The sequence below is a fragment of the Gemmatimonas sp. genome, from assembly GCF_027531815.1.
Taxonomy (GTDB): domain Bacteria; phylum Gemmatimonadota; class Gemmatimonadetes; order Gemmatimonadales; family Gemmatimonadaceae; genus Gemmatimonas.
Map to the genome: position 1 here is coordinate 259,604 of NZ_JAPZSK010000005.1, position 26,361 is coordinate 285,964.

Here is a 26,361-nt window from a genome sequence, read left to right on the forward strand (position 1 = left end):
TGACGGAAGAGAGGGAGGGGAACACACGATTCTGCCTTCCCGCGCCTTCCACCGCAATCACCGGCTGCGTCAGCGCCCCTCCAGCTCCTGCTCCGCCAGCGTGGCGAGGGCCTGCACGACGTCACCCAGCATCGCGAACCGTTGGTCGGTAGTGTGCCCCTGGCGGTAGCGCGCATAGATCTGCTGGGCAATCACGGCCACCTTGAATCGTCCGAAACAGAGTGCGAAGCGGGCGTTCACCACCGGCTCCCCCACGGCCTGCCCGTAGGCCTCGATGAGCTCACGACGCGTCAGACTGCCCGGCAGTGCCGTGACGCCAAGTCCGAGTGCCGCGAAGAGGGGGGGATCGCCCGCCTCCACCCAGTAGGCGAGGCTCGTGCCCAGGTCGAGCAGCGGATCGCCGATGGTGGCCATCTCCCAGTCGAGAATGGCACGTACGGTGGTGCCCTCGTCGTCGAGCACGAGATTGTCGATCTTGAAGTCGTTGTGCAACAGGGCGACGCGCTCACTGGCAGGTTGGTGTGCGGCCAGCCAGCTCGCGAGCCGATCCATGGCTGGCACGTCGTGCGTACGCGCCGCTGTCCAGCGGCGGGCCCACCCCTCCACCTGGCGCGCGACGTAGCCCTGCGGTCGCCCCAGCGACGCGAGGGCGCCGTGCACGGGTACCGTATGCAGCGCCGCCAGGGTCGTGGCGAACGCGTGCGACAGCTGCCGCATGCGCACCGCGAGCCCCTGCGCATCACGCGCCCAGGCGCGCGGTGGTGAGCCGCGAACAATGCGCCCCTCCACCAGCTCCATCACATAGAACGGCGCGCCAATAACGGCGGGGTCGGCGCAGCAGGCCCGCGGTGTCGGGACCGGAACACCGGTTCCCTGCAGCGCCTCCAGAATGCCGTATTCGCGCACCATGTCGTGTGCGACGCCACCCGCCACCCCGGGCGGCGGTCGCCGCAGGACCAGCGAGTGCGTGCGTCCGCCGCTGTCCACGTCCACCCGGTACGTGAGGTTGGAGAAACCCGCCGGAAACTGCTCCAGCGTGATCGTACTGGCACCGGACACGAGGGAAGGGAGTGCACCCGTCAGCCACCGGTGCAGTGTCGCCACCGGCAGCGCGCGGTCGTCGCGCGGCGGGATGGCCGCGTCACTCACGAGCGCAACCCGCGCTAAAGCGGTGCGGCCGGCATGCGCGGCGTGCGGCCCTGCGGGGCATACGCCCGCAGGGCCCGGCGTGCGATGACCGACTTGTGCACTTCGTCGGCGCCGTCGTAGATGCGCGCCGCACGTTCATGGCGATACCACCAGGCCAGTGGCGTGTCGTCCGTGATGCCCAGCGCCCCGTGCACCTGAATGGCACGATCGAGCACCCGTTGCAGCGTATTGGCCACGAACACCTTGATGTACGCAATCTCCTCGCGCGCCGCTTCCTGACCGTGCGCGGCCATGCGGCGCGCGGCGTCGAGCACCATGAGCCGCGACGCATGAATGTCGATGCGGGACTCGGCGATCCAGAACTCCACCTGCTGCTTGCTGGCCAGCAGCTCGCCGGGCGCCAGCTCGCGAGAGGTCGCGTGACGGCACATGAGATCGAAGGCGCGCTCGCAGATGCCGATCCAGCGCATGCAGTGGTGAATGCGACCGGGCCCCAGCCGCTCCTGCGCGAGGGCGAAGCCATGCCCCTGCAGACCGATGAGCTGCTCCACCGGCACACGCACTTCCTCGAAGCGCAGCTCGGCATGACTCCCCCACCCGCCCCCCGATTCCCCCATCACCGAGATGTTGCGCACGCGGCGCACGCCGGGGCTCGGCAGCGGCACGATGATCTGGCTGGCGCGATAGTGCCGCCGCGTCTCGTCGGCGTCGGTCACCGCCATGACCACCGCGAAGGCCGCGCCGTCGGCGCTGCTGGTAAACCACTTGTGGCCGTTGATCACCCAGTGCGTCTCGTCGCGCACCGCCGTGGTGGACAGCACCACGGGATTCGATCCGGCGTGCTCCGGCTCCGTCATCGCAAAGCAGCTGCGGATGTCGCCGCGCGCGAGCGGCTCCAGATACTCCCGCTTCTGCGCCTCCGTGCCGAAGGCCAGCAGCAGCTCCATGTTGCCCACATCGGGGGCCTGGCAGTTGCACACGTAGTGTCCGAACGGCGTCCACCCCAGCACTTCGCTCAGCTGCGCGAACGCCTCGAGTGGCATGCCGATACCGCCATACTCCGCCGGCAGGAACGGCGCCCACAATCCCAGGTCGCGCGCCCGCTCGCGCAGGGCGTTGAGGGTTGTCTCCGCGGTGTGCCAGGGCTGCGTGAGCATGGTCCCTTCGAGCGGGACAAGCTCCTCGCGTACGAATCGCCGCGCTGTCTCGAGCAGGTGGTCCTGCGTGGCCGCTGGCGTGAAGGGCAGGGCCGACAGTGAGGACAGTCCGTTCATGACAGGTATCCGCCGTCCACCATGTACACGGAGCCGGTGCAGTATGCCGACGCGTCCGAGGCCAGGAAGAGCGTCAGACCGGCCACATCATCGGGAACACCAATGCGGCGGATCGGCTGATGCCCCAGCACCTTGTCGGCAATGTCGCCATCCTGCCACAGCGCCGCGGAGAACTTCGTACGAATGAGCCCGGGGCAGATCGCGTTGGCCCGTATGCCGTCGGCGCCCCACTCCTGGGCCATGACCTTGGTCAGCGAAATGAGCGCCGACTTGCTCATGCTGTAGAGCCCAAGTCCAGCCTCCGGCGTGATCCCGCCAATGCTCGACACGTTCACGATGGCCCCACCGCCGCGCTCCACCATCACCGAATGCGCCGTCTTGCACAGCTCGAACGGCCCCTTCACGTTCACGTCGAAGATCTTGTCGAAGGCCTCCGCCGTGGCCTGCTGCAGGGGGCCGAAGATGGGGTTCGTCGCCGCGTTGTTCACGATGATGTCGATGCCATCGAAATGCTCGACCGTGCGCGCGGCCAGCTCGTGCGCATCACTGGGCTTGCCCATGTTGGCCACGAGTCCCTGTACCTCGAGGCCTTCGGCGCGCAGCGCCCGCACGGCGCTGTCCACGTGGTCGGCCTTGCGGCTCGAGAGCATCACGCGTGCGCCGGCGCGCGCCAGAGTGCACGCGACCGACAGGCCGATACCGCGTGTTCCGCCGGTCACGATGGCCACCTTACCGTCGAGCCGAAATCGGGAAATGGCGTCGGCGCTGGGGGGCGTCAACGGCTCGTGTGCTTCGTGATGGGAGCTCATGGGGAATGCACGGGAAAAGCCAGGGAATGCGAGTGTCCGAATGTGCACTCGGGACGGCTACCGGTCGAGACGCGTCACACGCCCGAGTGGCGGTGCCACGATACGCCCGTTCATGCGTTCGAGGTGCTGGATGACGAGATCGACCGTGCGCGGGGCCGATGACGGCTGGCGCTCGACTTGCTGGCACGCGGCCACCGCTTCGGGAATGCGATACCCATCACCGGACCGGCACGCCGGGTAGGTCACGAACGTCACGCGCAGGGTATCGCCCGGCGCGATCACCCGTCCATCGTCGCGGGTGAGGTCGCCCACCACCCGACTTCCGCTTGGACGTCTGGCATCAATCCGGAATCGTACGCCGCTCACCTGCGGATAGGCCCCGCCGCCCAGTGCCCCCTGGCGTACCCCTGTTTCCAGCATCTCACGCAGGCGCGCCCCGGTGAGCGGAAAGGTCACGGCCCGTGTTTCGTCGGCGAACAGAAACACCCCTTCAATGAGATGGCGGGTAATCGGTCCCGCGGCCATTATGTCGTCGAAACGCAGGGCGCCGGAATTGATCAGCGCCACGTCGGCCCCGGTGCCTGCACGCATGCCATCGGTGATCATGTTGCCGAAGCGACTCTCCCGCTTGGAGACGGAGTCAATGGCATTGATGGGCTCCGGGGCGATACCGAGGACCCGGTCGGGGCCGATGCGCCGGGTGAGGGTATCGCGCCAGCGCTGCACCGAGGCCAGCGTGGCCGGATCCTCGCGCATACCGCGCGTCAGCGCGAAGCGTTGATCAGCGACGCGCCAGCGCGCGGAGGGGCCGCTCCCCTCGCGGGTGAAGGTGACCAGCACGGCCGTCCGGGCGTTGGAGACCGCCTTCACGAGCAGCCGACCGTCGCGCACCACGCGTTGGCCATCATGCTCGTGTCCCCCCAGAATGGCCTGAATGCGCGGTTCATTGGCGAGCGTGGCCTCATCCTCGAAGATGAAGCGGTGCGTGAGCGCCACGATGAGCGCCGCGCCCTGCGCCACAAGCGTGTCCGCCAGCGCCGTGGTGGCGCTGTCGGCATCGCGGCAGCGCACCCAGCCGGGATAGTCACGCACGACCGTGGTCCCCAAGATGCCCACCTTCACGGCGCCCACGCGCACCGTGTCCCACCCCTTCACGCCGGGGAAGGCGGTACCGTTTGCCTCACCGCAGTTGCCACTCAGCCACTGGAACCTCGACTCCCCGAGTCGGGCCACGAGGTTGGCGCGCGGGTTGTCGAACTCATGATTGCCCAGGGTGGCCAGATCCAGCCGTGCGGCATTGAAGCCGTCCACCACCTGCGCGCCACCGTACCACTTCCCCAGCACGCTCGGCGAAAGCACATCCCCGGCGAGTACAAACAGCACCTTGGCGTTTGTTGCCCTTTCAATGGAGTCACGCAACGCGGCCACGCGCGCCAGCCCACCCGAGCCGTCGCGCAGCGTGTCGGTCACGTATACATCGTTCACCAGCAGCATGCGCACGGTGGCAGGCGCGGCGGGGCCCGCCGTCGTGGAGGCTGCCGGCGTACGGAGGCATGCGCCAAGAAGCAGCAACAGGAGCAGACCGGTAACCGTGCGGGCCATGATCAGTGCGTGGCAAGCGTGGAGTGCAGGAACTGCAGCGTGCGGTTCCAGGCCAGCGACGCCGCCGACGCATCATACACGGCCGGACGTGAATCGTTGAAGAACGCGTGGCCCGCTTCGTAGAAGTATCCATCGCAGTCGGCGCCGGCGTGCGCGATGTCCCGCAACAGATGCTCCGCCTGCTCGCGAGGAATCGAGCGGTCGTGCACGCCGAAATGCGCCAGCACCGGCGCCCGCAGTTGGCGCAGGTTCACCGGCACCCGAGGATTGAACACGCCGTAGAAGTCCACCACCGCATCGATCGCCTCGGGGTAGGCGGTGGCCGCGTACAGGGCAAGCTGCCCCCCCATGCAGAAGCCCATGGCGCCCACGCGCTTGGGGTGTACTGCCTCGTGCGCATGCAGCCAGTCGGCGGCACCACCCATGGCCTGCGATGCAAACGGCAGGTCGAGCGCCATCATGAGACGCTGGGCGTCATCGGGGCTGCCGGTGGATGCGCCGCGATACAGATCCGGTGCCAGCACCACGTATCCTTCCGTCGCCAGCCGATCGGCCACCTGCTTGATGTGGTCGACGAGCCCCCACCACTCCTGCAGCAGAATGACTCCGGGCCCGATCCCTGATGGCGGGAGCGACAGGTACCCGGCGGCCATGCCGGCGGGCGCGTTGGCACCCGCGGCAGGAAACTGCATCATTGTTCCACGGAGTTCGGACATGGCGCAGGCCGGATGAAGGGAGTCGGGAGGCGGATCTTGCCAAATTCCTCCCCCCGACCTGCAATCGCCAGTCCGTCAGGTCACATCGGCCGGATCGATCCCGCGAATGGCGAAGACCCGGGCCACCGCCTGCCCGATCTTGTTGTTGGGTGTGCTTGCGCCGGCCGTGATCCCCACTCGCAACGGCCCGGTCACGCCAAGCCACGGTTGCATCGTGTCCTCCGCATGGTGCCTGGCGATACGCCGGTAGCGCACGGCGTTCAGCGCCACATCGATTTCGTCGGGATCCGCAATGTGATAGGTGGGCACCTGTTCGGCGCACAACGCGGCAAGGGAGATCGTATTGCTGGAGTTGTATCCGCCCACCACCACCATGAGGTCGATGGGCTCGCGCAGCAGCTCCAGCACCGCATCCTGGCGATCCTGCGTGGCGCTGCAGATGGTATCGAACGTGCGGAAATGCTCGGCTTTGTGCGACTCCCCGTACGCCCGGGCCATCGCCTCGCCCACCGCCGCGCCGATGGCCAGCGACTCGCGAGCCAGCATCGTGGTCTGGTTGGCCACCCCAATGCGGTCGAGGTGCACATCGGGATCGAAACCGTCGGACGCCGCCACGGCGAACCTGTCGAGGAACGCCTCCCGTGACAGCACGGGCCGAGGCGGTGTACGCCCCGCGCGCGCCTCGATGTAGTCCATCACCAGCTCGGCCTCGGCCATGTCACGTACCACCAGGTAGTGACCCTTGGCGTACTTCTCCACCTGCGATGCCGTGGCCCGCGTCTCTTCGTGGTAGTACTTGCCGTGAATGAGCGACGTGTACCCGTCGCGCGCATACACCTCCACCCGCTTCCACACGTTCAACACGGACCCGCAGGTGGTATCCACAATCACGCACCCCAGGTCACGCAGCGTCTGGAAATCCTGGATGGTCACCCCGAACGCCGGCAGGATGACCACGTCCTGCGCCCCCACGGGCGAGTAGTCGAAGCCCTTGCCACTCGCCGCGAGGAACACCACGCCCATCTCCCGCAGCTTATCGTTGACATGCGGATTGTGGATGATCTCGCCGGCCAGGAAGATGCGCTTCTCCGGAAACTTGAGTCGCGTCTGGTAGGCGTAATCGACCGCGCGCTCCACGCCGTAGCAAAAGCCGAACTCTCGCGCCAGACGAATCGTGGTGTCGCCAACGGTCAGCGCGTAGTCGCGCGCCCGCAGCAGGTCCACCAGATGTCCGGTATAGTCGGCGGCGAGCGTGTCCTGTACCTCGGCCTTGAGGCCGAAACCCTTGCGGACGTAGGTCGTGGCGGGCACGGCGGTCGGACTCGCTGCCGGTGCAGTCTCAGGGGTGCTGTTGGCCATCACGGAAATCTAGTCGTTCCCCGCACGGACGAGAGGGGCGGCCCGTCCCCGCCCGAGACGCACCATTTCGTCGAATCCGTGACATCACGACGGGGATTCCCCTCTGGCCGAAACGGCCGCACGCATGCACCCTCAAGACATGTATACTTCCATCCTTGTGCCCTATGACGGCTCGGCGCACAGCGCCCGCGCCCTTCCGGTAGCGGCCGCGCTGGCAGCACGTACCGGCGCCAGCGTGCAGCTGGCCATTGTTCATGACCCGAGTGCGTACATCCCGTTCGTCCCCGGTGAAGTGGCCATTCCCGTGTACGATCAGGAACTCGTGCAGGCCCACCGGGACCGCGACCGGCACGCGCTCGATATAGCCGTGGCGCACCTGACGCAGCAGGGGGTAAAGGCCACCGGCGTGCTGCTCGATGGGACCATCGTGGAAGCACTCGAAGAGCACCTCGTGGCGGTGGGCGCCGACCTCGTCATCATGACCACGCACGGCCGCAGCGGATTCGCGCGTCTGCGTCTGGGCAGCGTGGCCTCCGAGTTCCTCACGCGCGCCACCGTACCGGTCCTGCTCGTGCGCGGCGCGGGGAGCGAACACCCGGACGGCGACCAGCCGCTCCCCTCGGGCACGCTCCTGTGCACCCTCGACGGTTCCGAGTTCGCCGAGGCCGTCCTGCCGCACGCGCGCACTTTTGCCGAGGCCACCGGCCTGCGCATGCATCTGGTGGCGGTGACCGTCCCGCATGCCATCTCCATGGCTCCCTTCGGCACCGAGGCGCTGCTGGCCGATGACAGCGCGCTGAGTGCGGAGGAACACGTGCGCGAGGAGTATCTGCAGCGCATTGCAGCCAGCTGTCCGCCGGGGACCACCGTGCGCGCCATAACCGACATGAGTGTGCCGCGCGGGATTCTCGATGCGGCGGAGGACGCCGCGTGCGGCGCCATCGCGATGGCCACGCACGGACGCGGCGGCTTCAAGCGGCTGGTGCTGGGCAGCGTCGCCGACGAGGTCCTGCGGCACGCACACCAGCCAGTGCTCGTGTACCGCCCGTCGCCGCACGCGTCGTAGGGCCAGGGCGTCGCCGCCGCTAGGGCGCCGGGAGAAACAGCTCCGGCGCCAGCCACGGGGCGAGCGCGTACGCCACCATGGGTTCGTAGGCACGCTGCCGGTCGACGAGTCCGGCTGTGAGGATGCCTACGGCCCCTCGCCCCGTCTTGGTACCCGTGGTGCGCGCCACCGCGTCCATGGCGTGTCCGAGTTCCTCGCCCTGCCCGATGCGCGCCGCCACCTGGTCGGGCAGCGGCATGCTGAGCGAGCCGCCCACGCCTTCGCGCCCGTCGCGGTCCACCACCACGGCCCAGGCGCAGGTGCGCAGCCGCCCGCCGGGGAGCGCCACGACGCCCCCCTCCAGCCCCACCCCAAGCGACGCGTCCGCTGCGGCCGCGAGCGCGGCGTACGCCCGCTGTCGCGCCCCCTGCTGCGTCTCCTCGTCGCCGAACGGCTGATCGGGGACCCCGCTCGGCACCGCCACCCCACGCACCACGACCTCAGGGAGCACCGACGTCAGGACGGCCCGCACGGCCGCGATCTTCACGGGGTTGGCGGACCCGACGATGACCTGGTGTACGTCGTGAAGCGACAGCAGCGGCATGACCTTGGGAGCAGGATTGTGAGGAAGTAACCGGCAACCCGCTTGCTTGCAGGCACGTGGACAAGTAACCTCTGTCGAACTGACTCCACCATATGCCTGCTTCCGCCACCGATACGAGGCGGGCCACGGCGCGCGACCGACTGCCGGGGCCGGTTCCTCCCCGCTCGCGCCTGTGGCTCGACTTCGTCAATTCCGACGCCGCCGCGCAATTGCCCGGGGGCGATCTGTTGCGCGATTTCGAGGCCTTGCTCGGGTGGCTGCAGGAGCACGCTGCGGTGGATGACGAGCGTGCAGCCGGAATCCGTCGGCGTGCCGTGTTGCAGCCCGCGGCCGCGGCGGCCACGCTGGTGGACGCCCGACGGGTACGCGCCGCCTTGCGGGCCCTGGCCGAGCGCGGAGAGACGCAGGACAAGGTCCGCGAGGACGCGGTGGTGGAGATCAACCGCGTGCTCGGTCGCAGCGCCGGCACCCGCCGGCTCGACCCGGGGATCGACGGGGGCTATGTCCGGAGCTTTGTCCCCACGGGTGATGCGTTTGCCGGTCTCATGATCCCCATCGTCGAGTCGGCGGCCGACACGCTCATTGGCGACGAGCTGCCGCGCGTACGGCGTTGCGCCGACCCGCGATGCCATCGGGTGTTTCTCGATGGCACCAAGAACGGGCTCCGCCGTTGGTGTGACATGGGTACCTGCGGCAATCGCGCCAAGGCCGCGCGACACCGGGCGCGCCACGGAGAACCGAAGTGACGGCGAGCCTCCACGTGCCCCGTCCGTCATGACGACACCGCGCACCCCCTCGCGCGCGGTCGATGCCGTGACGGCATCGCCGACACCCGACCTGTCACTCGAGCGTGGGTTCGTTGCGTCGCTGCGCTGGTTGGTCGCCGAAGGTGATGCGCGCGGCGTGCGGCGCATTGCCGTGGAGTTGCGCGCGCTGCAGGAAGCGCTCGCCACGCTCGACGAAACGCGCGCCGCGCGTGACGAGCAGCAGCGGCGCAACGTGGAACTCGACCGCGAGTTGCACGCGGCGCTGGCGCTGCTGGGACCGGGGACCAGCGTGAACGGCAACGGCTCGCTCGTGCAACGGCTGCATCGCTTGCGCGAGCGCCTCGCCGAAGACACCGCCACGCGGCAGCAGCTCACACTGGAGCGTGACGCGTGGCGGGCCATGTGTACGCTGCTGACGCACACGCGAGCCGGCGTGCAGGAGTTGCTGGAAGGTGCCGAGCGGGTGCGCGACGAAGCGGTGGCCCAGCTGGAGGTCATGCAGGAGCGGGTGATGGAGCTCGCCGTAATGCACGATGACGCAGCCGCGCAATCCCAGGCGGCGCGCCAGCAGCTCGCCACGCTGCGCGAGCAGCTCAGTCACTGGAGCAGCAATGTCGAGCGCGCCCTGGAGGCGCTGGCGGCAGAAGCCACTGAAATCGCCGACATGCGTCCCACAAGCTCGAAACCCGAACCCGGGTTCCGGAACTGAACGGTTCCGCTTCGCGAGTTCGGGTCAAGAGTTGTGGGTCGTGCGGTACAGCGGTTGCTGCGGTGCTTACGCGCTCATGAGCGTGGTGACCGACGGGGCCAAGACGGCGCGTACCACCGACTCCTTGAGGTAGCCCATTTCGACGGCGTAGTTGGCGAGCTTGCGCTGCAGGAGACGCCGACCACGGAACAGGCGCGACTTCACGGTGCCCTCGGGGACGCCCAGTACGTTCGCGATCTCCGCGTAGCGCAGCCCCTGCAGATCGCTCAGCACCACGGCCGAGCGATACTCCTCGGGGAGCGAGCGGATGGCCCGCGTGATCTCCTCGTCGAGGAACGAGTCATAGAACTTGCCCTCGGGATCGGCCTCCCCCACCGCCTCGAAGAGCGCCCAACCCTCGGTGTCCTCGGGCTGCTGCACCTCGCGCGCGTCGATGCGACGCTTGCGGCTCACGAAGACGTGGTAGAGGATCGTGAAGAGCCACGCCCGGATATTGGTGCCGAGATGGTACTGCTCCCAGCGCTCAAGCGCTCGCAGGAGCGTGTCGGACACGAGATCCTCGGCATCGTCGCGCGAGCGCGCGAGTTTGAGCGCGAAGGAGTACAACGCGTCGAGGTGCACGAGCGCCTCGCGCTCGAACTGCGCGCGGCGCGCGGCACGATCTGCCGAGGCCGACACGTCGCCGCGGCTCGCCACCTCCGGCACGTCGCGTGTCACCACTGCCTGCTCCATCGCCTGCTCGTCCATGCTCACCATGATCCGTCTCCAAGGGCCGCTCCGGCGACCGTCGCGTCATGCTGCCACCGAGGGGACCGACATGCCCCCGCGCGTGTTCTCGACAAGTACTCGTGTGGGCCGCAGAGGGCCTATTCGAGATTCCGGCTGTGCTGCATGACCGCGCCGTCGCGGATATGCATCGCTATGAATCGTTTGAGATCCGCCGCGATCCCTTCGAGCACCGACAGGTCACGCTTGACCCGCGTCATGAGCACCGCCCCCTCCAGCGCCGCGATGATGAACCGCGACAGCCGCACGGCATCGACATCGTCGTGCAACTGCGGACGGGCCTCCCACAGTAGCGAACGGATCTGACTCGCCCACCGCTCGAACACCGCCTCGATACGCACCCGAAACCCCTCGTGCGCATCGGCCAATTCCGCCGCCAGATTCCCGAACGGCGACCCCCGCCGGCCGCCGCTCTCCGACTGGAGCGCCACGACCGCATCGATGAACAGATTCAACCGTTCCAGCGGGTCGATCATCGGCTCGCGCAGGATGGCCAGACCACGCTCCGCAAACCGCTCGAACTGCCGGTTCAGCACCTCATAGCCCAACTCTTCCTTGGACTTGAAGTAGTGATAGAAGTGGCTCTTGCCACTCAGCTTCGCCCCCTTGATCACGTCGTCTACCGACGTGGACGTGAACCCCCGCTCAGAAATGAGCGTGGCGGCGGCGTCGAGGATCTGCGTGCGTCTGTCTGACATCGTGTCGGTATGATAGGACCAAGCGGTCCAATACGCAAGAGCCACCTTTGCGGAAATGTAAACCATTACAAAACAACAGATTACACCCATACCACCACTCCCGGGATGCCCCTCGAGGAACACCGGGAAGCCAAGTTTTAGGACCGATCGGTCCTAGCCGCCGTGCACCCGTCCGGTCACCAGACGCCACCCCCGGGAGCCGCCCACCAACCGCACCTGCACTATCGCCGCCGCCGCCCCGGGTGCCGTCCACCCTTGCCCGGGCGCCCACCACCGCGCGGCCCCCCGCCCGGCTTTCCGCCGCGGCTCTCCCCGCGGCTCTCCCCGCGCCTTCCTCGCTCCACCCCTCCACGCACGCGTGCGTCATGGGCCGCCCGCTCCTCGTCGGTGAAGGGAAGGTCGAGCTTGTCCTGCAACGCCAGCAGATCGTCGGCACGCACGGCACCGCGCTGGCCGCGCGGCACCACGAAGCGCAAGGCACGATCGAGGACCGGCAGTTCTTCCAGCACCAGCGTGCGGGCGAGCTTCTCTGGCAGTCGCAGTCGCGCCACCGGTACGCGCCCGCCGTCGAGCTCCTCCACATCGTAGTCGATGCCCACCGTGCGGTCGCGAATCTCCACGGCACCCGGCAGCGCGCGCGCGGCGGCAATCTGCGCGTCGTTCAGGAAGTCCCGGCGGTCGAGCAGCAGGGGAATGGCGCGAATGTCCTCCCAGCTGCGCGCATCACCCATGCGCTGTGCATACCAGGTCGTGAGCTCTGCCTGCCCCAGGCGCGGGGTGATGCCACCGAGGCGCCGCCAGACTTCGCGAATCTCCTCCACGATGGGCTGGTTGCGACGCACAGCGGTGTGGCGGAGTTCGCCGCGCGCGGCCGCCTCCGCCAGCAGATGGCGCGCCGCGGCCGCCAGTGCGTCGGGGAAAACCGGCAATGGCTCGCTCTCACGCGAGAGTTCGAAGCCAAAGTAGGTCACACGCCGCCGCAGCAGCACCGGACTGTGCTTGCGCTCGGGGTCGAGCGCCAACTCGGGCTCGTGCCGCTGTGCATGCTGACGCACGAGGTCCATCGACAGCTGTGTCCCTTCAATGGCGGCGCGCGGAATGCCATGACGGTCGGCAAAGTACCGCAGCGACCCGGCCACCGCGCCCCACGATCCGCACACGCTCGTCTTGGAGACGCGCGCTTCGTGCCCATCCACCGTTTCCTCCTCGATGACGAGATCGAAGGGCATGTAGCGGGCGAGCAGCTCGGCAAAGCGGCGATGCATCGCGGCGCCCGCAATGGGCAGGGTCTGCGGCAACGGCATCCCCACGCTGCGATACACGCTGGCCATGGCCAGCGCCGCGTCCTCGAGCGCCTTCACCAGGACCCCGCGCTGCTCGGCCCAATGGGCAATGCGCTCCGCCTCGAAAAGGTGACGGGGCAGCCCGTATACTTCACCGATATAGCCAGCCACGCGAAACGCTTCCGCGTACAGGTTGTACGCGGTGAGATGATCGCTGCCTCGGACCACCAGCCCCTCGAGATCGCGCCCTTCGCGCGTCATGCGATGAAGGCTGTCCACGCCGCTCATTACCGCCAGCGCGGGGAGCAGCTCGTCGTCACCATTGACGATGAGTTCCCCCCAGGCGCGCTCCACGGGGAGCTTCTCCACCGCACGGCCGTACGCGGTCAGACGACCGTTCTCGATGAGCCCGCGCGCCTCCAGCAGCGCGACCGCCTTCCGGTAGGCGGCGCGATCGAGGGGCACCGGCAGGTCGAGCGCATCGGCCCGCACACCGAGGTCGGCGCAGGTGAGCGCGACCCGCTCGCTGTCGCCCGCCAGCTGGAATTCGGGTTCGGTCGGGCGCAACGCCTCGAAGCGGATGTCACGATCGCTCAGGATGTACACGCGTCCGCCTTCCACGCGGCCGTGCACGCGCCCCGCCATCTGCAGGATCTCGTTGGCGCCGAGGTGCACGCGCGTGAGGACGTTGCGCCCGCGATCGATGAGGTTGGTAAAGCGCGTGTCGTCGATGATGACGGTGTCGAGCCCCGGCACATTGAGTGCGCTCTGCCCCGCTGCCGTCATGGCCAGGAAGAAGGGTTTGGGTACCACGCCCTCGAGAAACGGGCGGATGACGCGAATGGGCTCGCCACCGTGATAGTGCGCGGCGGTGATGCGCGGGAATCGATGCCGCACCCACTCCGCCGCTTCCTCCACGCCGGCCCGCGTGGGGAGGAAGATCGCCACGCCGCGCTCGCTGCGGGCGAGCTTCTGCAGGAAGCGATCATCGAGAAAGGCGAGCGGTTGCTTGCGCTCCACCTCCACCTTGGCTGCCTTGGTCGCGTCGAAGGCGGACACCTTGAGCACGTCGGCGCTTTCGAGATAGCGCGCGTAGAACGTGGGATCGACGGTGGCGGAGAGCCAGATATAGCGGCACCCCACGCGCTTGCCGAGGGCGAGGCAGAGCTCGAGCTCGGCGCTGGTCTGATGGATCTCGTCTACGACCAGGGTGTCGGTGGGTAGGATGTCGCCATCCTGAAACCAGCGCCGCGCGATGCCGGTGGTCACCACCACCACGTTCCAGGAGGGGGTGTCCGGAGTGGCTTCGCGCTCGCGGTTCACCACGCCGACCCGGAGGTCGGTGGTGCCGAGGATGGTTTCGGCGATGGGGCGGATGGCGAGGGTCTTGCCGGTGCCGGTGCCGGCAACGATGCCGAACCCCTGGCCGCTTGCGGCGAGCCGCCGGAGATCGTCGCCGCGGGTGCGCTCGAGGAACGTGTCGAGGTGCAGTCCCACGGCCAGCTCGATCGTTTCGCACGCCGCGCGCGTGGGCGCGATGACGATGATGCGGCCGGTGGCGGGCTTCGACGCGAGATAGGTCTCGCGGTCGGGGGGCAGGAAGCGGTCGGTGGTCTGTCTCACCACCGCAATCTACTTGTCAGGGGCTGGGCTCGGACGACGCCGGCGCCCGCTCACCGCTGAATCAGCTTCACCCGTTGCCCGCCGCGGAAGACCTCCACGCGATCGGCCCGGCCGTCGCGGTTCACATCCGTCCACACCTGCAGCAGTTCGCTGTTCACGTCGAGAAAGATGGCGCGCCACGGCACCCCGCCTCGCCCCTGGTCGGGGATGCGCAGCACAAACTCGTTCGTCCCCAGCCACTGCATGATCTCGGTGCTCGGCCGCCCCTGCACCACGTCCAGCGCACTGCGCATGCTCGGCAGCGTCTGCGGGTAGGCCTGCGCGGCGAACTCCGGCAGGTCATCACACCGGCCGTCCTTGTCGCGATCCACGCATACTGGCGGGCCGAAGCGCTGATCATCGCACCAGCCGTCGCCGTCGCGGTCGAGGCAGCTCGCACTGCCACGGCCCGGTGGCGGGGTGTTTGGCGCGAAGTAGCGCGGATCGTTCAGGCCGCCCGGCACCACGACGCCGCCCGGGGTGACATACCCACCATATGACCCTGCCATCCCGGGCTGTAACGGTCCCCCTCCCGGATACAAAGAAGCCGGCGTAGTGGACGCCGGCCGATCGCCGTGGAGCTGTTCGTCGGTGATCTTCTTTGCTTCCCAGGCATCCCGCGCGCGGCCGTCGGCGAGCGACAGATCCGGCGGAATGAGCGGAGGACCCTTCCGGTCGATCCCGCGCAGGCTCTTGATGGGAAGGTTGTCAATCTTCTTCCCCTTGGCTTTGTCCTCGCCGTAAATCACGCGACCGTTCGCCGGCTTGTTGCGGACCGCCGACGCACAGTCGGTGGGCGCCGGCTGCTGCTGCGCGGGCACGCCATCGATCCAGACACGACACATCCCGGCGGGCGGCAGGAACTCCCGCGGCACACCGGTCTTGTCGCTCTCACGATCCTTGTCCCGGTCGCGCGACTGGGCAGACGCCTGCGCCAACGGCAACGCCAGCGCCAGCGCCGAGGCCGCCACCAGCAGGCGCCACGGAGCAGACACGGACGTGTTCGAAATGCGAGTGGGTGAGAACATCGGGGCACATCCTCCAGCGGAGACCGGCAGCCGCTCACGGTGAGCCGCCGTCCGTCCTCCTGCCGGTAGCAGGGGCAGGGTACATGCCAGCGCCGGCGTCATCGGCCGACATCGCTAAGTATCGGCAGATCAGTACCCTCCCGACAGGGGGAGGGTCCGCAACGGCACGGGGGTGTCCGAGCGGGGGGACAGCAGGTGTCCTCCGTTCAGTCCCCGAAGCTGATCCCGATCATGCGCGCCGTCTGCACGATGTCATGCTTGGGATCCACCCGCTTCGTTTCGCGCAGCACCTCTTCAATGGGAAGCGTCACCAGGTGCGGCGACTGCAGCGCCACCATGTGCCCCCACTTCTTGTCCGCCACCGCCTGCACCGCCGCGGCACCAAAGCGGGTGGCAAGCAGCCGGTCGTACCCCGTGGGGGACCCGCCGCGCTGCAGGTGCCCCAGCACCATCGAGCGCGTCTCCTTCCCGGTGACCCGCTGGATATCGTACCCCAGCCGCTCCGCGATGCCGCCAAGGCGACGGTCCTGCCCGGGGAGCGAGGCGCCGATGATCGACTCGTTGCCCCCCTTCGGCTTCGACCCCTCGGCCACCACCACGATGCTGAAGCGCTTTCCGCTCGCGTCGCGCGCCATGATCTTGTCGCACACCTTCTCCAGCTCCCACTCGATCTCGGGAATCAGGATCACGTCGGCGGTACCCGCCACGCCGGCATGCAGGGCAATGAAGCCGGCTTCGCGCCCCATCACCTCCAGCACCATCACGCGATCGTGCGACTCGGCCGTCGTGTGCAGCTTGTCGATCGCCTCCATCGCCGTGTTCACGGCGGTGTCGAACCCGAATGTGGTAATTGTCCCCGCCACGTCGTTGTCGATCGTCTTGGGCACACTCACCACGCGCACCCCCTTGGCCTGCAGCTGCTGCGCGATCTTGAGCGAGCCGTCGCCACCAATGGAGATGATGGCTTCGATGCCCAGGTTGCGGGCGTTCTCCACCAACTCATCGGAACGGTCGATGTTCTTCCAGCTGCCGTCGGGCTGCTGAATGGGATAGGCAAACGGGCTACCGCGGTTGGTGGTCTTGATGATCGTGCCGCCCTGGCCCGCGATGCCACGAACACTGTCCACCGTGAGGGGGACGATCTCGTCCTCGCCAAGCAGACCGGCAAACCCGCGCTTGATGCCTAGCACGTCCCAGCCACGGGTACGCGCCGAAAGGACCGCGGCCCGAATGACCGCGTTCAGGCCCGGGGCGTCACCGCCACCGGTGGAAATGGCAATCCGCATGTTTCTGAAAATGACGTGGGTGTGGGAAGGTGCACAAATGTACCCTCGGGACCCGAAATGGAGGGAAGGGGGTGGCGCGTTTAAGTGGCCCTATCGGCCGTTTTTCGGTAACGGCCCCTCCCGCTGGCCATGCCATCTTCCCGTCGCAGCCGAACCATCCGTCCTCCGCCCTCCGACAACCGTCCCACCTCCGACCTCCGGCATTCATCGGACATCCAATGTCCGACAAGTCGATCAATCCGATCACACCGCACTCCGATGCCCTCCCGCCCCGGCACCACGCTCCTCGAGCAACTCCTCGTTATCACCCTGCTTGCCATCCTGGCGCTCATCGCCATGACCACCAGCGCCCCGTTGCTGGAGGCCGCCGCCGTGGAAACCGCGTCACGCGATGCCACGGCGCTGCTGGGGCTCGCCCGTGATCACGCCCTGTCGGCCGGCGAACGCACAGCCGTGCACTTCGGGCACCAGCAGGTGGTGGTCCATATCGGCACGGATACCGTCGCCCGCGCCGACTTCACCGACCGTGGCGTGCGGCTGCACGCCACCCGCGACTCCATGGCCTACGCGGCCAACGGGCTGGGTGTGGGCGCCGCCAATCTCCGGCTTGTCCTGTCGCGCGGCGCGCGCGCCGACACCATTACCATCTCGCGACTCGGGCGCGTGCAGTGGCACTGACCCACCACACCCGCCCCGCCCTCACGTACCGAAATCGAACCCCGGTACCGACACGCGCGGAATCTCCTGCCCGATGGTGCGCTCGATCGTGCGTACCATCCCGATCTCTTCGGCGCTCATGAACGTGTACGCATCGCCAGTGCTCGCCGCGCGACCGGTGCGCCCGATCCGGTGCACGTAGTCCTCCGGCTGCTGCGGCACGTCGAAGTTGATCACGTGCGTGATGCCACTGATGTCGAGGCCGCGCTGGGCAATGTCCGTGGCCACCAGCACCCGCAGCTTGCCGCTCTTGAAATCCTCCAATGCGGCCATGCGCTCGCGCTGCGACTTGTCGGCGTGCATCGCACCCGCCTTCACCCCGGCACGCTCGAGATCGCGCACCACCCGGTCGGCGCCGCTCTTCGTGCGCGTGAACACCAGCACCGAGTCGTGGTCATCCTTCGTGAGCAGGTGCACGAGCAGGTCGTTCTTCCGGTGCCGCGGCACCGGATACACGGCGTGCGTCACCGTCGTCGCGGCACTCGAACGCCGCCCCACCTGCACCACCACCGGCTTGCGCAGATACTTGCGCCCCAGCGCCTCCACTTCCGGCGGCATCGTCGCCGAAAAGAGCAACGTCTGCCGATAGCGCGGAATCTGGTCCACGATGCGATTGATCTGCGGCGCAAACCCCATGTCGAGCATGCGGTCCGCCTCGTCGAGCACCAGCGTCTCGAGATACGTGAAGTCCACGTTGCGCTTCTCGAGGTGATCGAGCAGGCGGCCGGGGGTGGCCACCACCACGTCCACGCCGTTGCGCAAGGCGCGCTCCTGCGGCTCGTACCCCACCCCGCCGTACACCGGAATCACATCCACCGGCGCGTACTGGGAGTACTTCCGCACACTCTCTTCCACCTGCAGACACAGCTCGCGGGTGGGGGTCAGCACCAGCACACGGGTTCGCCGCGGTCCGCCAATGAGCCGATGCACCACCGGCAGCGTGAAGCTGGCGGTCTTGCCGGTGCCGGTCTGCGCCAGACCAATGAGGTCGCGCCCCGTCAGTGCCAGGGGAATGGCTTCACGCTGGATGGGTGTGGGGCGCTCATACCCGGCCTCGTGCAGGGCATCCAACAGGGGCTGCGCCAGCCCCAGATCGGCGAAGGTCACATCGCCGACAAGCGTATCAGGATCGATGACTGTCATGTATAGCCGAGAAAGATAACACCCTCGCTCGGCAGGTGGGGACGAACACCACACGCCGGGGGACGATCACCCCAGCTCGATCGTGCGGCCAGCGAGTCTCGCCACAAGGCCCAAACGGAAGGTAACGTCGGCCGACAGCCCCGCGGCATCGCGGCCTGCTCCCGCCTCACCAGCGGACTCGGCCGCAGCATCGTGCAGCGGCAGGACCGGCCACGACCATACCGGGACCTGCGCCGGCATGACCACCGACCGCGGCGGCGTCCACACCCCGCGCTTGCGGTCATCGAGCGTGCGGTCGAGCAGCTTCACCCACCCCTCCTGCCTGGGCAGCCACCCCAGTCGGGCGACGGCTTCCAGCCACGCCAGCGCGCTGGGCATGTCCCCGTCGAGTGCGCTGCGCGTGGTCAGGAAATCCCCCAGCACGTAGTGCGACTGCTCGACCACATGCTCCCCAACCTGCTGCATCGGGACCTGCCGTGGCCACGGCTGCGTGAGCCACTTGAAGAGCAGATCCATGAAGTGATAGTGCTCGCTGCAGAACTGCGGCATGTAGCTCAGCATCACCAGCAGGTGGAACGACGGCATCGCCACCTCCGGTGGAAGCACGTGCTGGTTGCCGATCCGTACCCAGGGCTTCTGCGCCTGCGGTGACGTGAGGAACCCGTGCACCCGGTCAATGAGCCGGCGTGCCGCCCCCCGCAACCGAGGGTCCGCCTCGAATCCGGCGTGCGCCAGCGCCGCCGCCGCCGCCTCGCGCAGCAAGAGACGCCCCCGGCGCACCAGCTCGTCGTTGTCGTCCGCCGGACGCAACTCGGCCAGCAGGGTGGGGTCGGTGTCTTCGGCCAGCAGCCGGAACAGCAGCCGTCGGGTTGCCGCCATCCCCGGGGCGTCCACATCCCACCCCAATTCGAGCAGACGCCGAAACGCGGGAATGGTGCCCACCCCCTGCAGCGACGTACCCGTGGGTACCGCCAGCATGCCACCCGGCCACGTGCCGTCGTGGTCCTGGGTCCCCAGCAGATACCACCCGGCTCGGCTCGCGTACGGCAGCACCCCCCAGCGCCCCGCAGGCGGGCGCTGCAGGGCAACATCTCGCCAGGCACGGAGTTGCACCGCCGGCGACCCATTCACCAGCAGCCACGAAATCGGTACGGTCACCGGCATCGGTGGCGGCGGAGGCGGCACGAACACCGGCCGCGGTACCGTCAATTCGCCCGGAACCAGAATCGCATCACTGCCGGCCGGTGGCATCGGGGAGGGGGGAATCGTCACAATTCCGCAATTGTACGTGCATTTCGCGGGTCCGCCAGAGGCTGCGCGCCATTGGCCCACCCGCTTAACGAACGCGCGCCCTGGTGCGTCTCACCTCACAACGCGGAACCCGACGCATAGGCGTCGGCGCTCCCGCCCTCCCCAGTCACCAACTCCATCCATGAAGACCACACTGCGTGCTCTGGCCGCCTTTGCGGCACTCGCCTTTGCCAGCCCGGCCCTCGCCCAGGGTGGTCCCCCGGGCGGCGGCATGGGGCAGATGTCCCCCGAACAGCGCCTCGCCCGCCAGAAGGAAATGCTCTTCCGGGGCATCACCCTGTCGGCTGACCAGTCGGCCAAGGCCGACACCCTCATCATGCAGGGCATGCGCAAGCAGATGGAAGCCATGCAGGCTGCCCGCTCCGGCGGTGGCGACATGGCCAGCATGCGCGAGCAGATGCAGAAGATGAACACCGAGCGGAACGACGCCCTCAAGGCGCTGCTCACCAGCGACGCCGACAAGGCGAAGTTCGACGAGAATCTCAAGAACATGCCGCAGGGGCGCCGCGGCGGCCGCCGAGCCGCGGAGGGCTGAGACATCCCCGGCGCCGTCCCCACGGCACCGGCGGCCACGGGGGGCATCGGCGACATCGCCGGTGCCCCTGTGCCGTTGTGGGCATTAGCGTTCGGCCATCATGCCAATCAGGACCGTCTTCGCAGGCGAGTGCCGCTGAATGCGCGGCGAGTTCGTGGACCTCGATGGGGTCCGGTTGTACTGCTATGCCTTCGGACAACGCGGCGCGGGTCACCCCATCGTGCTGGTGCATGGTTCGTTCACCTCCTCTCACCTGTGGCAGGACGTGCTCCCGCGGCTCCCCAAGGGACACCGGGTGCTGGTGCTCGACCTGCTGGGGCACGGTCGCAGCGACCCGCCAGGCTCCGCGTCCATGACCGTGGCCGCGCATGCGGAACGGCTGGAGCGGCTGCTCGACATCATGGGCGTGCAGCAGGTCGTGCTGGTGGGCCATGGCATGGGCGCCGCCGTGGCCGCGCGCGTGGCGCATGAACACCCCGAGCGCATCGCGCACCTCATGCTCGTGAACCCCACGTTGCTCGCGGCGCACGCCAGTGAAGCGCTGCTCAACCGCCAGGTGCGCCGGGTGGCGTTGCTCGTCTGGCTCTGGCAGCGACTCGCCCCGTCGTGGGTAGCTTCGGCGCTGCACGCGGCGCTCCTCCCCTGCTTCGCCCACCGCGATGTCGGCGCGCGGTCGCTCGATGTGTACCTCATGCCCTTCCGCCAGCGCGACGGGCGCGACGCGGCCTGCGCCCAACTCCGCGCGCTGGGGCAGTCGCGCGGGGACACCGTGGCGGCGCTTGCCCCCGGAGCGCTGCGCTGCCCCACCGCACTGGTGCTGGGGGAACACGATCCGTTTCTCAATGCCGCACGCAGTGAACGGCTTGCGGGGTGGCTCCGCACCGCCACCGGCAACACCGTGGACGTGCACACCCTACCCGGCGTGGCCCACGTGGCTCCCGAAGAAGCGCCCGACCGACTCGGCACCCTCGTGGGCGAGCTCATTGCCCGCTGAACCGCCGTCACCTGCCCAGTACGTTCCCGTCGACCACCCACGGCACTCCTTCATCGCCACCATGACCGATCGACTTGCCACCATGCGCGCCATGGCCGCTCGCCAGCCCGGCAATGCCCTCGTGCGCTTCGGCCTCGCCAACGAGCTGCTCAAGGCCAATCTGCTCGAGGAAGCCGCGACCGAACTGCAGGCGTACCTCGCCAGCTACGACGACGAAGGCAACGGGTGGCTGCGCTATGCCGATACGCTCACCGCGCTGGGGCGCCACACTGAGGCGCGCGCGGCGGCTGCCAAGGGCATCGATGCGGCCACACGATACGGGCACGGCAGCATGGTGCAGGAATTCGAGGAACGGTACGGCGGCTGAACGGCCCAACGGCAGCCCCCCGATCCCGAAACGCGGACCCTACAGCCGCCGGCTCTCCTCCGCCGCCTCGAGCACGTATCCCAGTTCGCGTGACACCGCGCGCGCTTCCTGCGTAGCACTGGTCACGTCGTCCATGGACGTGAGCATCCCCATCGTGCGCAGCTTCACGATGTCGAGGCGCAACGAACGCAGCGCCATGCCCGCGCTGTCGATCTGTCGGCGCATGGTTTCACGGCGCGACTGCAGATCGTCGAGTGACGCGCGCTGACGCATGAGCAGCGTCAGACGGCGCTCACGATCGGGGCTGGTGAGCGGCTCCGCTTCCACGGCGGCAATGCGTACGGCAAGATCGGCCAGGGCACCACCGGGCAGGTCACGATCGAGCCGTTCGAGACCGCTCGCCAACCCGCCAATGCGCTCGAGCAGCGCATCGGCCGTGGGATCGATATCGGGCACGAGCGCCTGGTCCTCCGGCGACAGCTTCGACAAGATGTCGGCAATCACGAGCCGGTCGTCGCAGGCGTTGCGCACGAGGTCCCCGTAAGCCGACTGGGCGACCCCACCACCAGCCGTCTTGTCCACCAATTCGGCCAGGCGCACATGATGCGCGCGGTTGTCACGCGCCGCCGGCGCCGTGCGCCACGCCTCCCCTAACGCCGCCAGCGGGGAAATGCCCAAGCGCCGCAGCCGGAGCGCGCGCCGCCCCGCCACAGCGAGGCTGCCCAGCCCCACGACGAGTCCGGCGAGCATGGGCGCCACGAACACCTCTTCGTTCAGCGAGACCCCCACGATGAGGCTGCCGATCCCGAGTGCCGACGAGGCCCCCAACCATTTGAGGCTCGTGCGAAAACGCATCACGCGGTCGGCCACCACGGCGGGCGTGCTGGCTGGCCCCCCCGCCATCCTGCCCGCAATCTCCTGCGCCTTGAGTTCGGCCACGTACGCCTCGTTCGCCTGCTTGCGCTGCCGCTTCACCGACTTGCGCCACTGCTTCACCGCCGCCCGGCTCGCCTTCTTCCATTCCCGCCGGGTCGAGCGATCCGCCCCCATGGGCAGCGGCGGCAATTGCGGCATGGGCGGCAGCGCCCCGGGCGCTGGAGCATGCCGCGGGGCGGGCGACGGCTCAACGACACGCCGCGGCGCCCAGTCCTCGGCACGATAGCCGATGCGTTCATCGCGGTCGGGGTCCCATGGCCGCGCCGGCGGGGCGGGCACCGGCAGCGGAGCGGCGAACGGCGCCACGGGCGCTGGCAGCGGCGCCGAGAGTGACCCGTCGCGCTGCACCCGACGCAGCGTATCGCGCAGTTGCAGCGCACTCTCCCAGCGATCGGCGGGTCTCTTCGCGAGGCAGCGCTCCAGAATGTCCACCAGCACGCGCGGCGTCTCGGGACGCAGGCTGCGCAGCGGCGGTGGGGTGTCGCTCACATGCTTCATGAGCATCGCTGGCGTTGTGGGCGCCTCGAACGGCAGTCGGCCGGCCAGCATGAGATAGCCGATCACGCCCACGGCATACACATCACTGCGCCCGTCGACCTCCTTGTCCCCCATAGCCTGTTCGGGGCTCATGAAGGCAGGCGTTCCCACGGCGATGCCCGTTTGCGTGAGCCGCGAACCGCTTTCGGCCGCGCGCGCAATACCAAAGTCGGTGACCAGCGCGCGCCCGGACTCGCGATCGAGCAGCACGTTGTCCGGCTTCATGTCCCGATGCACCACACCGCAGGCATGCGCGTAGGCCAGGGCGTCGGCCATCTGCTCCAGCACGCTCGCGACGAAGGGGAACGGCGGACGCGGCTCGCGCAGGATGCGCGTGGCCAGGCTCTCTCCCTCGACCAGCGCCATGGCGAAACACACCAGACCGGGCACCTCGTGCACGGCGTAGATGGGCACGATGTGTGGGTGATTGAGGCGTGCGGCCATCTGCGCCTCGCGTACGAACCGTTCACGCACATCCGGCCGGAAGGCGAGGTCGGGGGGCAGCACCTTGAGCGCCACCTTGCGCTGCAGCCGGACATCCTCGGCTGCGTACACCACCGCCATGCCACCACGGCCGACTTCACGTCCGACCAGATAGTGGTCGCCCATGGCGGCAGTGACCCGATCGCGCAGCATCGCCGCATCGGTACCGTACGCCCCCTCGCGCCCCAGATTGCCGGGCATGTTCACCGGTGGGGCTCCAGCCGACGGCTGCGCGGGACCGACGTCAGGCGTGTCGAACATCGTCGGCTCCCGGGGGTCAGGCGCCGCGCGACGCCGTGCGCGGCGACGCGAGGTCGCGCACCTCGTTCACCGCCTGCACGGCGATGTCCACCTCGCGGGCCATCTGCATCGCCTGTTCCGCCACGAGCGTCACGCTTTGCACCGAACTGTTGCCGGTGCGCAGGCGCACCAGATCGAGGCGCACGTTCTCGAGTGCCAGGCGGCAGCTGTCCACCTGCCCCCGTCGCGCCTGCAGCTTGGCCTGACCATCGACCAGCGCCCGCCGCTCGCGGCGCAGCTGTGCCAGCCGGCGCACGCGGGCCTCGCTGCGCGTCGTGTCGAGCGGGTTCGCCTCCTGCTCCAGCGTGTCGATCTCCTGCTCCGTACGCGTCAGCAGCTCGGGAGCCAGCGTGGCCTCCAGGCGCACGAGATCCTTGGTGATGGCCTCGAGCTTCTGCACCAGATCGATGGCGGTGTTGGCCACATCGGGGATGCGCTGGAGATCCTCAGCGGGGAGTGTGGCCAGCAGCCGGCCGATTTCTTCGCGATCGGCACGTGCCGCGCGCACGAGCGGCAGATACGCGCCCAGTTCCTGATCGCGCACCGGCAGGGCCGGGGCCACACGTCCACCAGCGGCCAGGGGCACGGGCGCGTTCGCGCCGCCCAGCGTGAGGGCGCCGGCGAGCCGATTGGTGAGCTTGCCCTGCGCCCGCAGCTCTTCGCGCTTCCTGCTGCTGAAGGTCGCCCACACGCTGTTCGTGATGTCTTCCAGCACTTCGCCGAAGAGCCGATGCTTGGGCTGCCGCAGCACGTCCTTCCAGTCGTAGCCGTCGGTCCAGAGCTTCGTGTACTGCCAAACCAAGAAGATCGTCCAGATCGTCGTCACGCTGCCGAAGCTGGAGTCGCCGAAGATCGCGATGACGAGGAACGCGAAATTGACGAACAGGTACGGCACGAGCTGGCGCCGGAACTTCACGACGCGCGGCGCCTCCCACCGGGCACGGTCTTCGGTGGTGGGGATGTACGCATCGTCGTTGCGCGGCCCATAGCCATACGACGGAACCGTGGCGCCACCGGGCGCGGGCGCGGCGGTGCCGAACCCCGCCGGGGCCGTGGTGAGCGTACGCGGCGAATAGGCCGGTGCCTGATACCCGGGGGCCGGATACGGCGCGGCCTGGTAGCCACTGTTGCCATTCCCGGGCATGGGCATACCACCCATGGGCATGCCGCCAATGGGCGCGCCGTTGAACGAGACGGGCGCGGTGGACAACGGCACGCTGGCCGAGGTGGCTCCCGCCGGCGCGGGTGGCACCACGCCCGTCCGCAGAGCCTGCGACAACTCGGTGGCCTGCTGGAACCGATGATCGGGGTTCTTTTCCAGCAGCCGCATCACGATGGCCGCCAGGTCCGGCGGGGCATCGGCGCGACGCTGCTGAATGGGGACCGGCGCCTCGGCCAGATGCTTGACCAGCAGCGCCGGCGTGGTGCCGCCCACGAACGGCGGTTCGCCACACAGCATCTGGTAGGCCACGATGCCCAGTGAATAGAGGTCACTGCGCGCGTCGAGATCGCGATCGCCCGACGCCTGCTCCGGACTCATGTACGCCGGCGTGCCGATGGCCATCCCGGTAGCCGTGAGCCGCGACGTTTCTCCGCTGTCCGTGGCGGCCCGCGCGATGCCGAAGTCAGTGACCAGCGCACGCCCGTCGATGCCGTCAAGCAGGATGTTGTCGGGCTTGATGTCGCGGTGCACCACGCCGCGCGAGTGCGCGTACGCCAGCGCATCGGCAACTTCGCCCAGCCAGCGCCGCACGCTGTCCACGGGCAACGGGCCACGCTTCTGCACGAGCGTGGCGAGGTTGTCCCCGTCGATGCATGCCATGACGAAGAACACCAGGTTGCCCACCTCGTCGACCGAGTAGATGGGCACGATGTTCGGGTGACTCAGCTGCGCCGCCGTTTCCGCCTCGCGGAGAAACCGCGACCGCACGTCACGCCGGAACGACAGCTCCGGCGGCAGCAGCTTGATGGCGACGTGCCGCTTGAGACGACGATCGCGCGCACGATACACGATGCCCATGCCGCCACGGCCGATTTCCTGGTCGAGCTCGTAGGCGGCGCTGAGCGCCTGCTCCACGTGGGCACGCAGTTCGGCGTCTTCGGCGTGATGGGCGGTGTTTTCGGACACTCGAAGCGGAATTCGGGGAGATGACCGTCTTCCTTAGTGTAGCACGGCAGGGAAACGGACGACAGCATGGGACGAACGGGAGGTGTGCCGGCACTACGTGGGGTGCCCCCCGGAAAGTTGCAGATTGACTCAC

Annotated in this window: 23 protein-coding genes; 7 read left to right on the forward strand and 16 right to left on the reverse strand. The window is 68.3% G+C overall.

The window, feature by feature from the left end; translation table 11 throughout:
• Positions 1–69: 69 nt before the first annotated feature.
• From O9271_RS07350 to O9271_RS07375, 6 genes are all read right to left on the reverse strand, one after another.
• A complete protein-coding gene (locus O9271_RS07350; RefSeq protein WP_298267765.1) occupies positions 70–1,149 on the reverse strand; it encodes a phosphotransferase family protein in 1,080 nt (359 codons plus the stop codon).
• Between the two features lie 14 nt (positions 1,150–1,163).
• Positions 1,164–2,423 (reverse strand): acyl-CoA dehydrogenase family protein, encoded by a 1,260-nt coding sequence (locus O9271_RS07355; protein WP_298267767.1) that lies wholly within the window; start codon positions 2,421–2,423, stop codon positions 1,164–1,166.
• A complete protein-coding gene (locus O9271_RS07360) occupies positions 2,420–3,232 on the reverse strand; it encodes an SDR family oxidoreductase (protein WP_298267769.1) in 813 nt (270 codons plus the stop codon). Before O9271_RS07360 ends, O9271_RS07355 begins: the two co-directional genes overlap by 4 nt.
• A gap of 57 nt (positions 3,233–3,289) precedes the next feature.
• Positions 3,290–4,834 carry a 5'-nucleotidase C-terminal domain-containing protein gene (locus O9271_RS07365; protein WP_298267771.1) on the reverse strand — a complete coding sequence of 515 codons (1,545 nt, stop codon included), beginning with the start codon at positions 4,832–4,834 and terminating at the stop codon, positions 3,290–3,292.
• 2 nt (positions 4,835–4,836) lie between these two features.
• On the reverse strand, positions 4,837–5,529 hold the full coding sequence (locus O9271_RS07370; RefSeq protein ID WP_298267773.1) for a dienelactone hydrolase family protein: 693 nt from the start codon (positions 5,527–5,529) through the stop codon (positions 4,837–4,839).
• Between the two features lie 96 nt (positions 5,530–5,625).
• On the reverse strand, positions 5,626–6,909 hold the full coding sequence (locus tag O9271_RS07375; RefSeq protein ID WP_298267775.1) for a 4-hydroxy-3-methylbut-2-enyl diphosphate reductase: 1,284 nt from the start codon (positions 6,907–6,909) through the stop codon (positions 5,626–5,628).
• Between the two features lie 139 nt (positions 6,910–7,048).
• Between O9271_RS07375 and O9271_RS07380 the strand changes: the two genes are divergently transcribed.
• Positions 7,049–7,975, forward strand: a complete 927-nt coding sequence (locus tag O9271_RS07380) for a universal stress protein (RefSeq protein WP_298267777.1) — start codon at positions 7,049–7,051, stop codon at positions 7,973–7,975.
• A 19-nt stretch (positions 7,976–7,994) separates the two neighbouring features.
• Here O9271_RS07380 and yjjX read toward each other — a convergent pair whose 3' ends face one another.
• The gene (gene yjjX / locus O9271_RS07385) at positions 7,995–8,558 is read right to left on the reverse strand and encodes an inosine/xanthosine triphosphatase (protein ID WP_298267779.1); all 564 of its coding nucleotides are present in this window, start codon (positions 8,556–8,558) and stop codon (positions 7,995–7,997) included.
• 92 nt (positions 8,559–8,650) lie between these two features.
• On the opposite strand from yjjX, the gene O9271_RS07390 reads away from it, so the two are divergent.
• Both O9271_RS07390 and O9271_RS07395 read left to right on the forward strand, forming a co-directional pair.
• Positions 8,651–9,304 carry a CGNR zinc finger domain-containing protein gene (locus tag O9271_RS07390; RefSeq protein WP_298267780.1) on the forward strand — a complete coding sequence of 218 codons (654 nt, stop codon included), beginning with the start codon at positions 8,651–8,653 and terminating at the stop codon, positions 9,302–9,304.
• 28 nt (positions 9,305–9,332) lie between these two features.
• The gene (locus O9271_RS07395) at positions 9,333–10,034 is read left to right on the forward strand and encodes a hypothetical protein (protein ID WP_298267783.1); all 702 of its coding nucleotides are present in this window, start codon (positions 9,333–9,335) and stop codon (positions 10,032–10,034) included.
• 66 nt (positions 10,035–10,100) lie between these two features.
• Here O9271_RS07395 and O9271_RS07400 read toward each other — a convergent pair whose 3' ends face one another.
• The 5 genes from O9271_RS07400 to O9271_RS07420 form a co-directional block, all read right to left on the reverse strand.
• Positions 10,101–10,790, reverse strand: a complete 690-nt coding sequence (locus O9271_RS07400) for a sigma-70 family RNA polymerase sigma factor (RefSeq protein ID WP_298267786.1) — start codon at positions 10,788–10,790, stop codon at positions 10,101–10,103.
• Between the two features lie 110 nt (positions 10,791–10,900).
• On the reverse strand, positions 10,901–11,518 hold the full coding sequence (locus tag O9271_RS07405) for a TetR/AcrR family transcriptional regulator (RefSeq protein ID WP_291262413.1): 618 nt from the start codon (positions 11,516–11,518) through the stop codon (positions 10,901–10,903).
• A gap of 221 nt (positions 11,519–11,739) precedes the next feature.
• A complete protein-coding gene (locus tag O9271_RS07410) occupies positions 11,740–14,424 on the reverse strand; it encodes a DEAD/DEAH box helicase (protein WP_298267788.1) in 2,685 nt (894 codons plus the stop codon).
• A gap of 50 nt (positions 14,425–14,474) precedes the next feature.
• Positions 14,475–15,458 carry a hypothetical protein gene (locus tag O9271_RS07415; RefSeq protein ID WP_298267790.1) on the reverse strand — a complete coding sequence of 328 codons (984 nt, stop codon included), beginning with the start codon at positions 15,456–15,458 and terminating at the stop codon, positions 14,475–14,477.
• Between the two features lie 239 nt (positions 15,459–15,697).
• Positions 15,698–16,777 (reverse strand): ATP-dependent 6-phosphofructokinase, encoded by a 1,080-nt coding sequence (locus tag O9271_RS07420; RefSeq protein WP_298267792.1) that lies wholly within the window; start codon positions 16,775–16,777, stop codon positions 15,698–15,700.
• A 258-nt stretch (positions 16,778–17,035) separates the two neighbouring features.
• Between O9271_RS07420 and O9271_RS07425 the strand changes: the two genes are divergently transcribed.
• A complete protein-coding gene (locus O9271_RS07425; protein ID WP_298267794.1) occupies positions 17,036–17,455 on the forward strand; it encodes a hypothetical protein in 420 nt (139 codons plus the stop codon).
• A 21-nt stretch (positions 17,456–17,476) separates the two neighbouring features.
• Here the strand turns inward: O9271_RS07425 and O9271_RS07430 are convergent, their stop codons facing one another.
• Together O9271_RS07430 and O9271_RS07435 are read right to left on the reverse strand one after the other, a co-directional pair.
• On the reverse strand, positions 17,477–18,637 hold the full coding sequence (locus O9271_RS07430; RefSeq protein WP_298267795.1) for a DEAD/DEAH box helicase: 1,161 nt from the start codon (positions 18,635–18,637) through the stop codon (positions 17,477–17,479).
• A gap of 66 nt (positions 18,638–18,703) precedes the next feature.
• Entirely contained in the window at positions 18,704–19,909 is a 1,206-nt protein-coding gene (locus tag O9271_RS07435; protein WP_298267797.1) for a hypothetical protein, read from the reverse strand.
• Positions 19,910–20,069: 160 nt separating this feature from the next.
• Between O9271_RS07435 and O9271_RS07440 the strand changes: the two genes are divergently transcribed.
• The 3 genes from O9271_RS07440 to O9271_RS07450 all read left to right on the forward strand — a co-directional run bounded on the left by O9271_RS07440 (position 20,070) and on the right by O9271_RS07450 (position 21,844).
• Positions 20,070–20,483, forward strand: coding sequence for a hypothetical protein (locus tag O9271_RS07440; RefSeq protein WP_298267799.1), 414 nt, complete (start codon positions 20,070–20,072; stop codon positions 20,481–20,483).
• Positions 20,484–20,622: 139 nt separating this feature from the next.
• Positions 20,623–21,477: an alpha/beta hydrolase gene (locus O9271_RS07445; protein WP_298267800.1), complete on the forward strand. Its 855-nt coding sequence runs from the start codon at positions 20,623–20,625 to the stop codon at positions 21,475–21,477.
• A 61-nt stretch (positions 21,478–21,538) separates the two neighbouring features.
• Positions 21,539–21,844, forward strand: coding sequence for a hypothetical protein (locus O9271_RS07450; RefSeq protein ID WP_298267803.1), 306 nt, complete (start codon positions 21,539–21,541; stop codon positions 21,842–21,844).
• A gap of 39 nt (positions 21,845–21,883) precedes the next feature.
• Here O9271_RS07450 and O9271_RS07455 read toward each other — a convergent pair whose 3' ends face one another.
• Positions 21,884–24,061: a serine/threonine-protein kinase gene (locus O9271_RS07455; protein ID WP_298267805.1), complete on the reverse strand. Its 2,178-nt coding sequence runs from the start codon at positions 24,059–24,061 to the stop codon at positions 21,884–21,886.
• 16 nt (positions 24,062–24,077) lie between these two features.
• Positions 24,078–26,228 (reverse strand): serine/threonine-protein kinase, encoded by a 2,151-nt coding sequence (locus tag O9271_RS07460; protein ID WP_298267808.1) that lies wholly within the window; start codon positions 26,226–26,228, stop codon positions 24,078–24,080.
• Between the last annotated feature and the right edge of the window lie 133 nt (positions 26,229–26,361).

Coding starts and splice junctions, on each gene's coding strand:
- O9271_RS07355 (WP_298267767.1), bottom strand. CDS start 2,423: ATGAACGGACTGTCCTCACTGTCGGCCCTGCCCTTCACGCCAGCGGCC.
- O9271_RS07360 (WP_298267769.1), bottom strand. CDS start 3,232: ATGAGCTCCCATCACGAAGCACACGAGCCGTTGACGCCCCCCAGCGCC.
- O9271_RS07365 (WP_298267771.1), bottom strand. CDS start 4,834: ATGGCCCGCACGGTTACCGGTCTGCTCCTGTTGCTGCTTCTTGGCGCA.
- O9271_RS07370 (WP_298267773.1), bottom strand. CDS start 5,529: ATGATGCAGTTTCCTGCCGCGGGTGCCAACGCGCCCGCCGGCATGGCC.
- O9271_RS07375 (WP_298267775.1), bottom strand. CDS start 6,909: ATGGCCAACAGCACCCCTGAGACTGCACCGGCAGCGAGTCCGACCGCC.
- O9271_RS07380 (WP_298267777.1), top strand. CDS start 7,049: ATGTATACTTCCATCCTTGTGCCCTATGACGGCTCGGCGCACAGCGCC.
- yjjX (WP_298267779.1), bottom strand. CDS start 8,558: ATGCCGCTGCTGTCGCTTCACGACGTACACCAGGTCATCGTCGGGTCC.
- O9271_RS07390 (WP_298267780.1), top strand. CDS start 8,651: ATGCCTGCTTCCGCCACCGATACGAGGCGGGCCACGGCGCGCGACCGA.
- O9271_RS07395 (WP_298267783.1), top strand. CDS start 9,333: ATGACGACACCGCGCACCCCCTCGCGCGCGGTCGATGCCGTGACGGCA.
- O9271_RS07400 (WP_298267786.1), bottom strand. CDS start 10,790: ATGGTGAGCATGGACGAGCAGGCGATGGAGCAGGCAGTGGTGACACGC.
- O9271_RS07405 (WP_291262413.1), bottom strand. CDS start 11,518: ATGTCAGACAGACGCACGCAGATCCTCGACGCCGCCGCCACGCTCATT.
- O9271_RS07420 (WP_298267792.1), bottom strand. CDS start 16,777: ATGCGGATTGCCATTTCCACCGGTGGCGGTGACGCCCCGGGCCTGAAC.
- O9271_RS07425 (WP_298267794.1), top strand. CDS start 17,036: ATGCCCTCCCGCCCCGGCACCACGCTCCTCGAGCAACTCCTCGTTATC.
- O9271_RS07430 (WP_298267795.1), bottom strand. CDS start 18,637: ATGACAGTCATCGATCCTGATACGCTTGTCGGCGATGTGACCTTCGCC.
- O9271_RS07440 (WP_298267799.1), top strand. CDS start 20,070: ATGAAGACCACACTGCGTGCTCTGGCCGCCTTTGCGGCACTCGCCTTT.
- O9271_RS07445 (WP_298267800.1), top strand. CDS start 20,623: ATGCGCGGCGAGTTCGTGGACCTCGATGGGGTCCGGTTGTACTGCTAT.
- O9271_RS07450 (WP_298267803.1), top strand. CDS start 21,539: ATGACCGATCGACTTGCCACCATGCGCGCCATGGCCGCTCGCCAGCCC.
- O9271_RS07455 (WP_298267805.1), bottom strand. CDS start 24,061: ATGTTCGACACGCCTGACGTCGGTCCCGCGCAGCCGTCGGCTGGAGCC.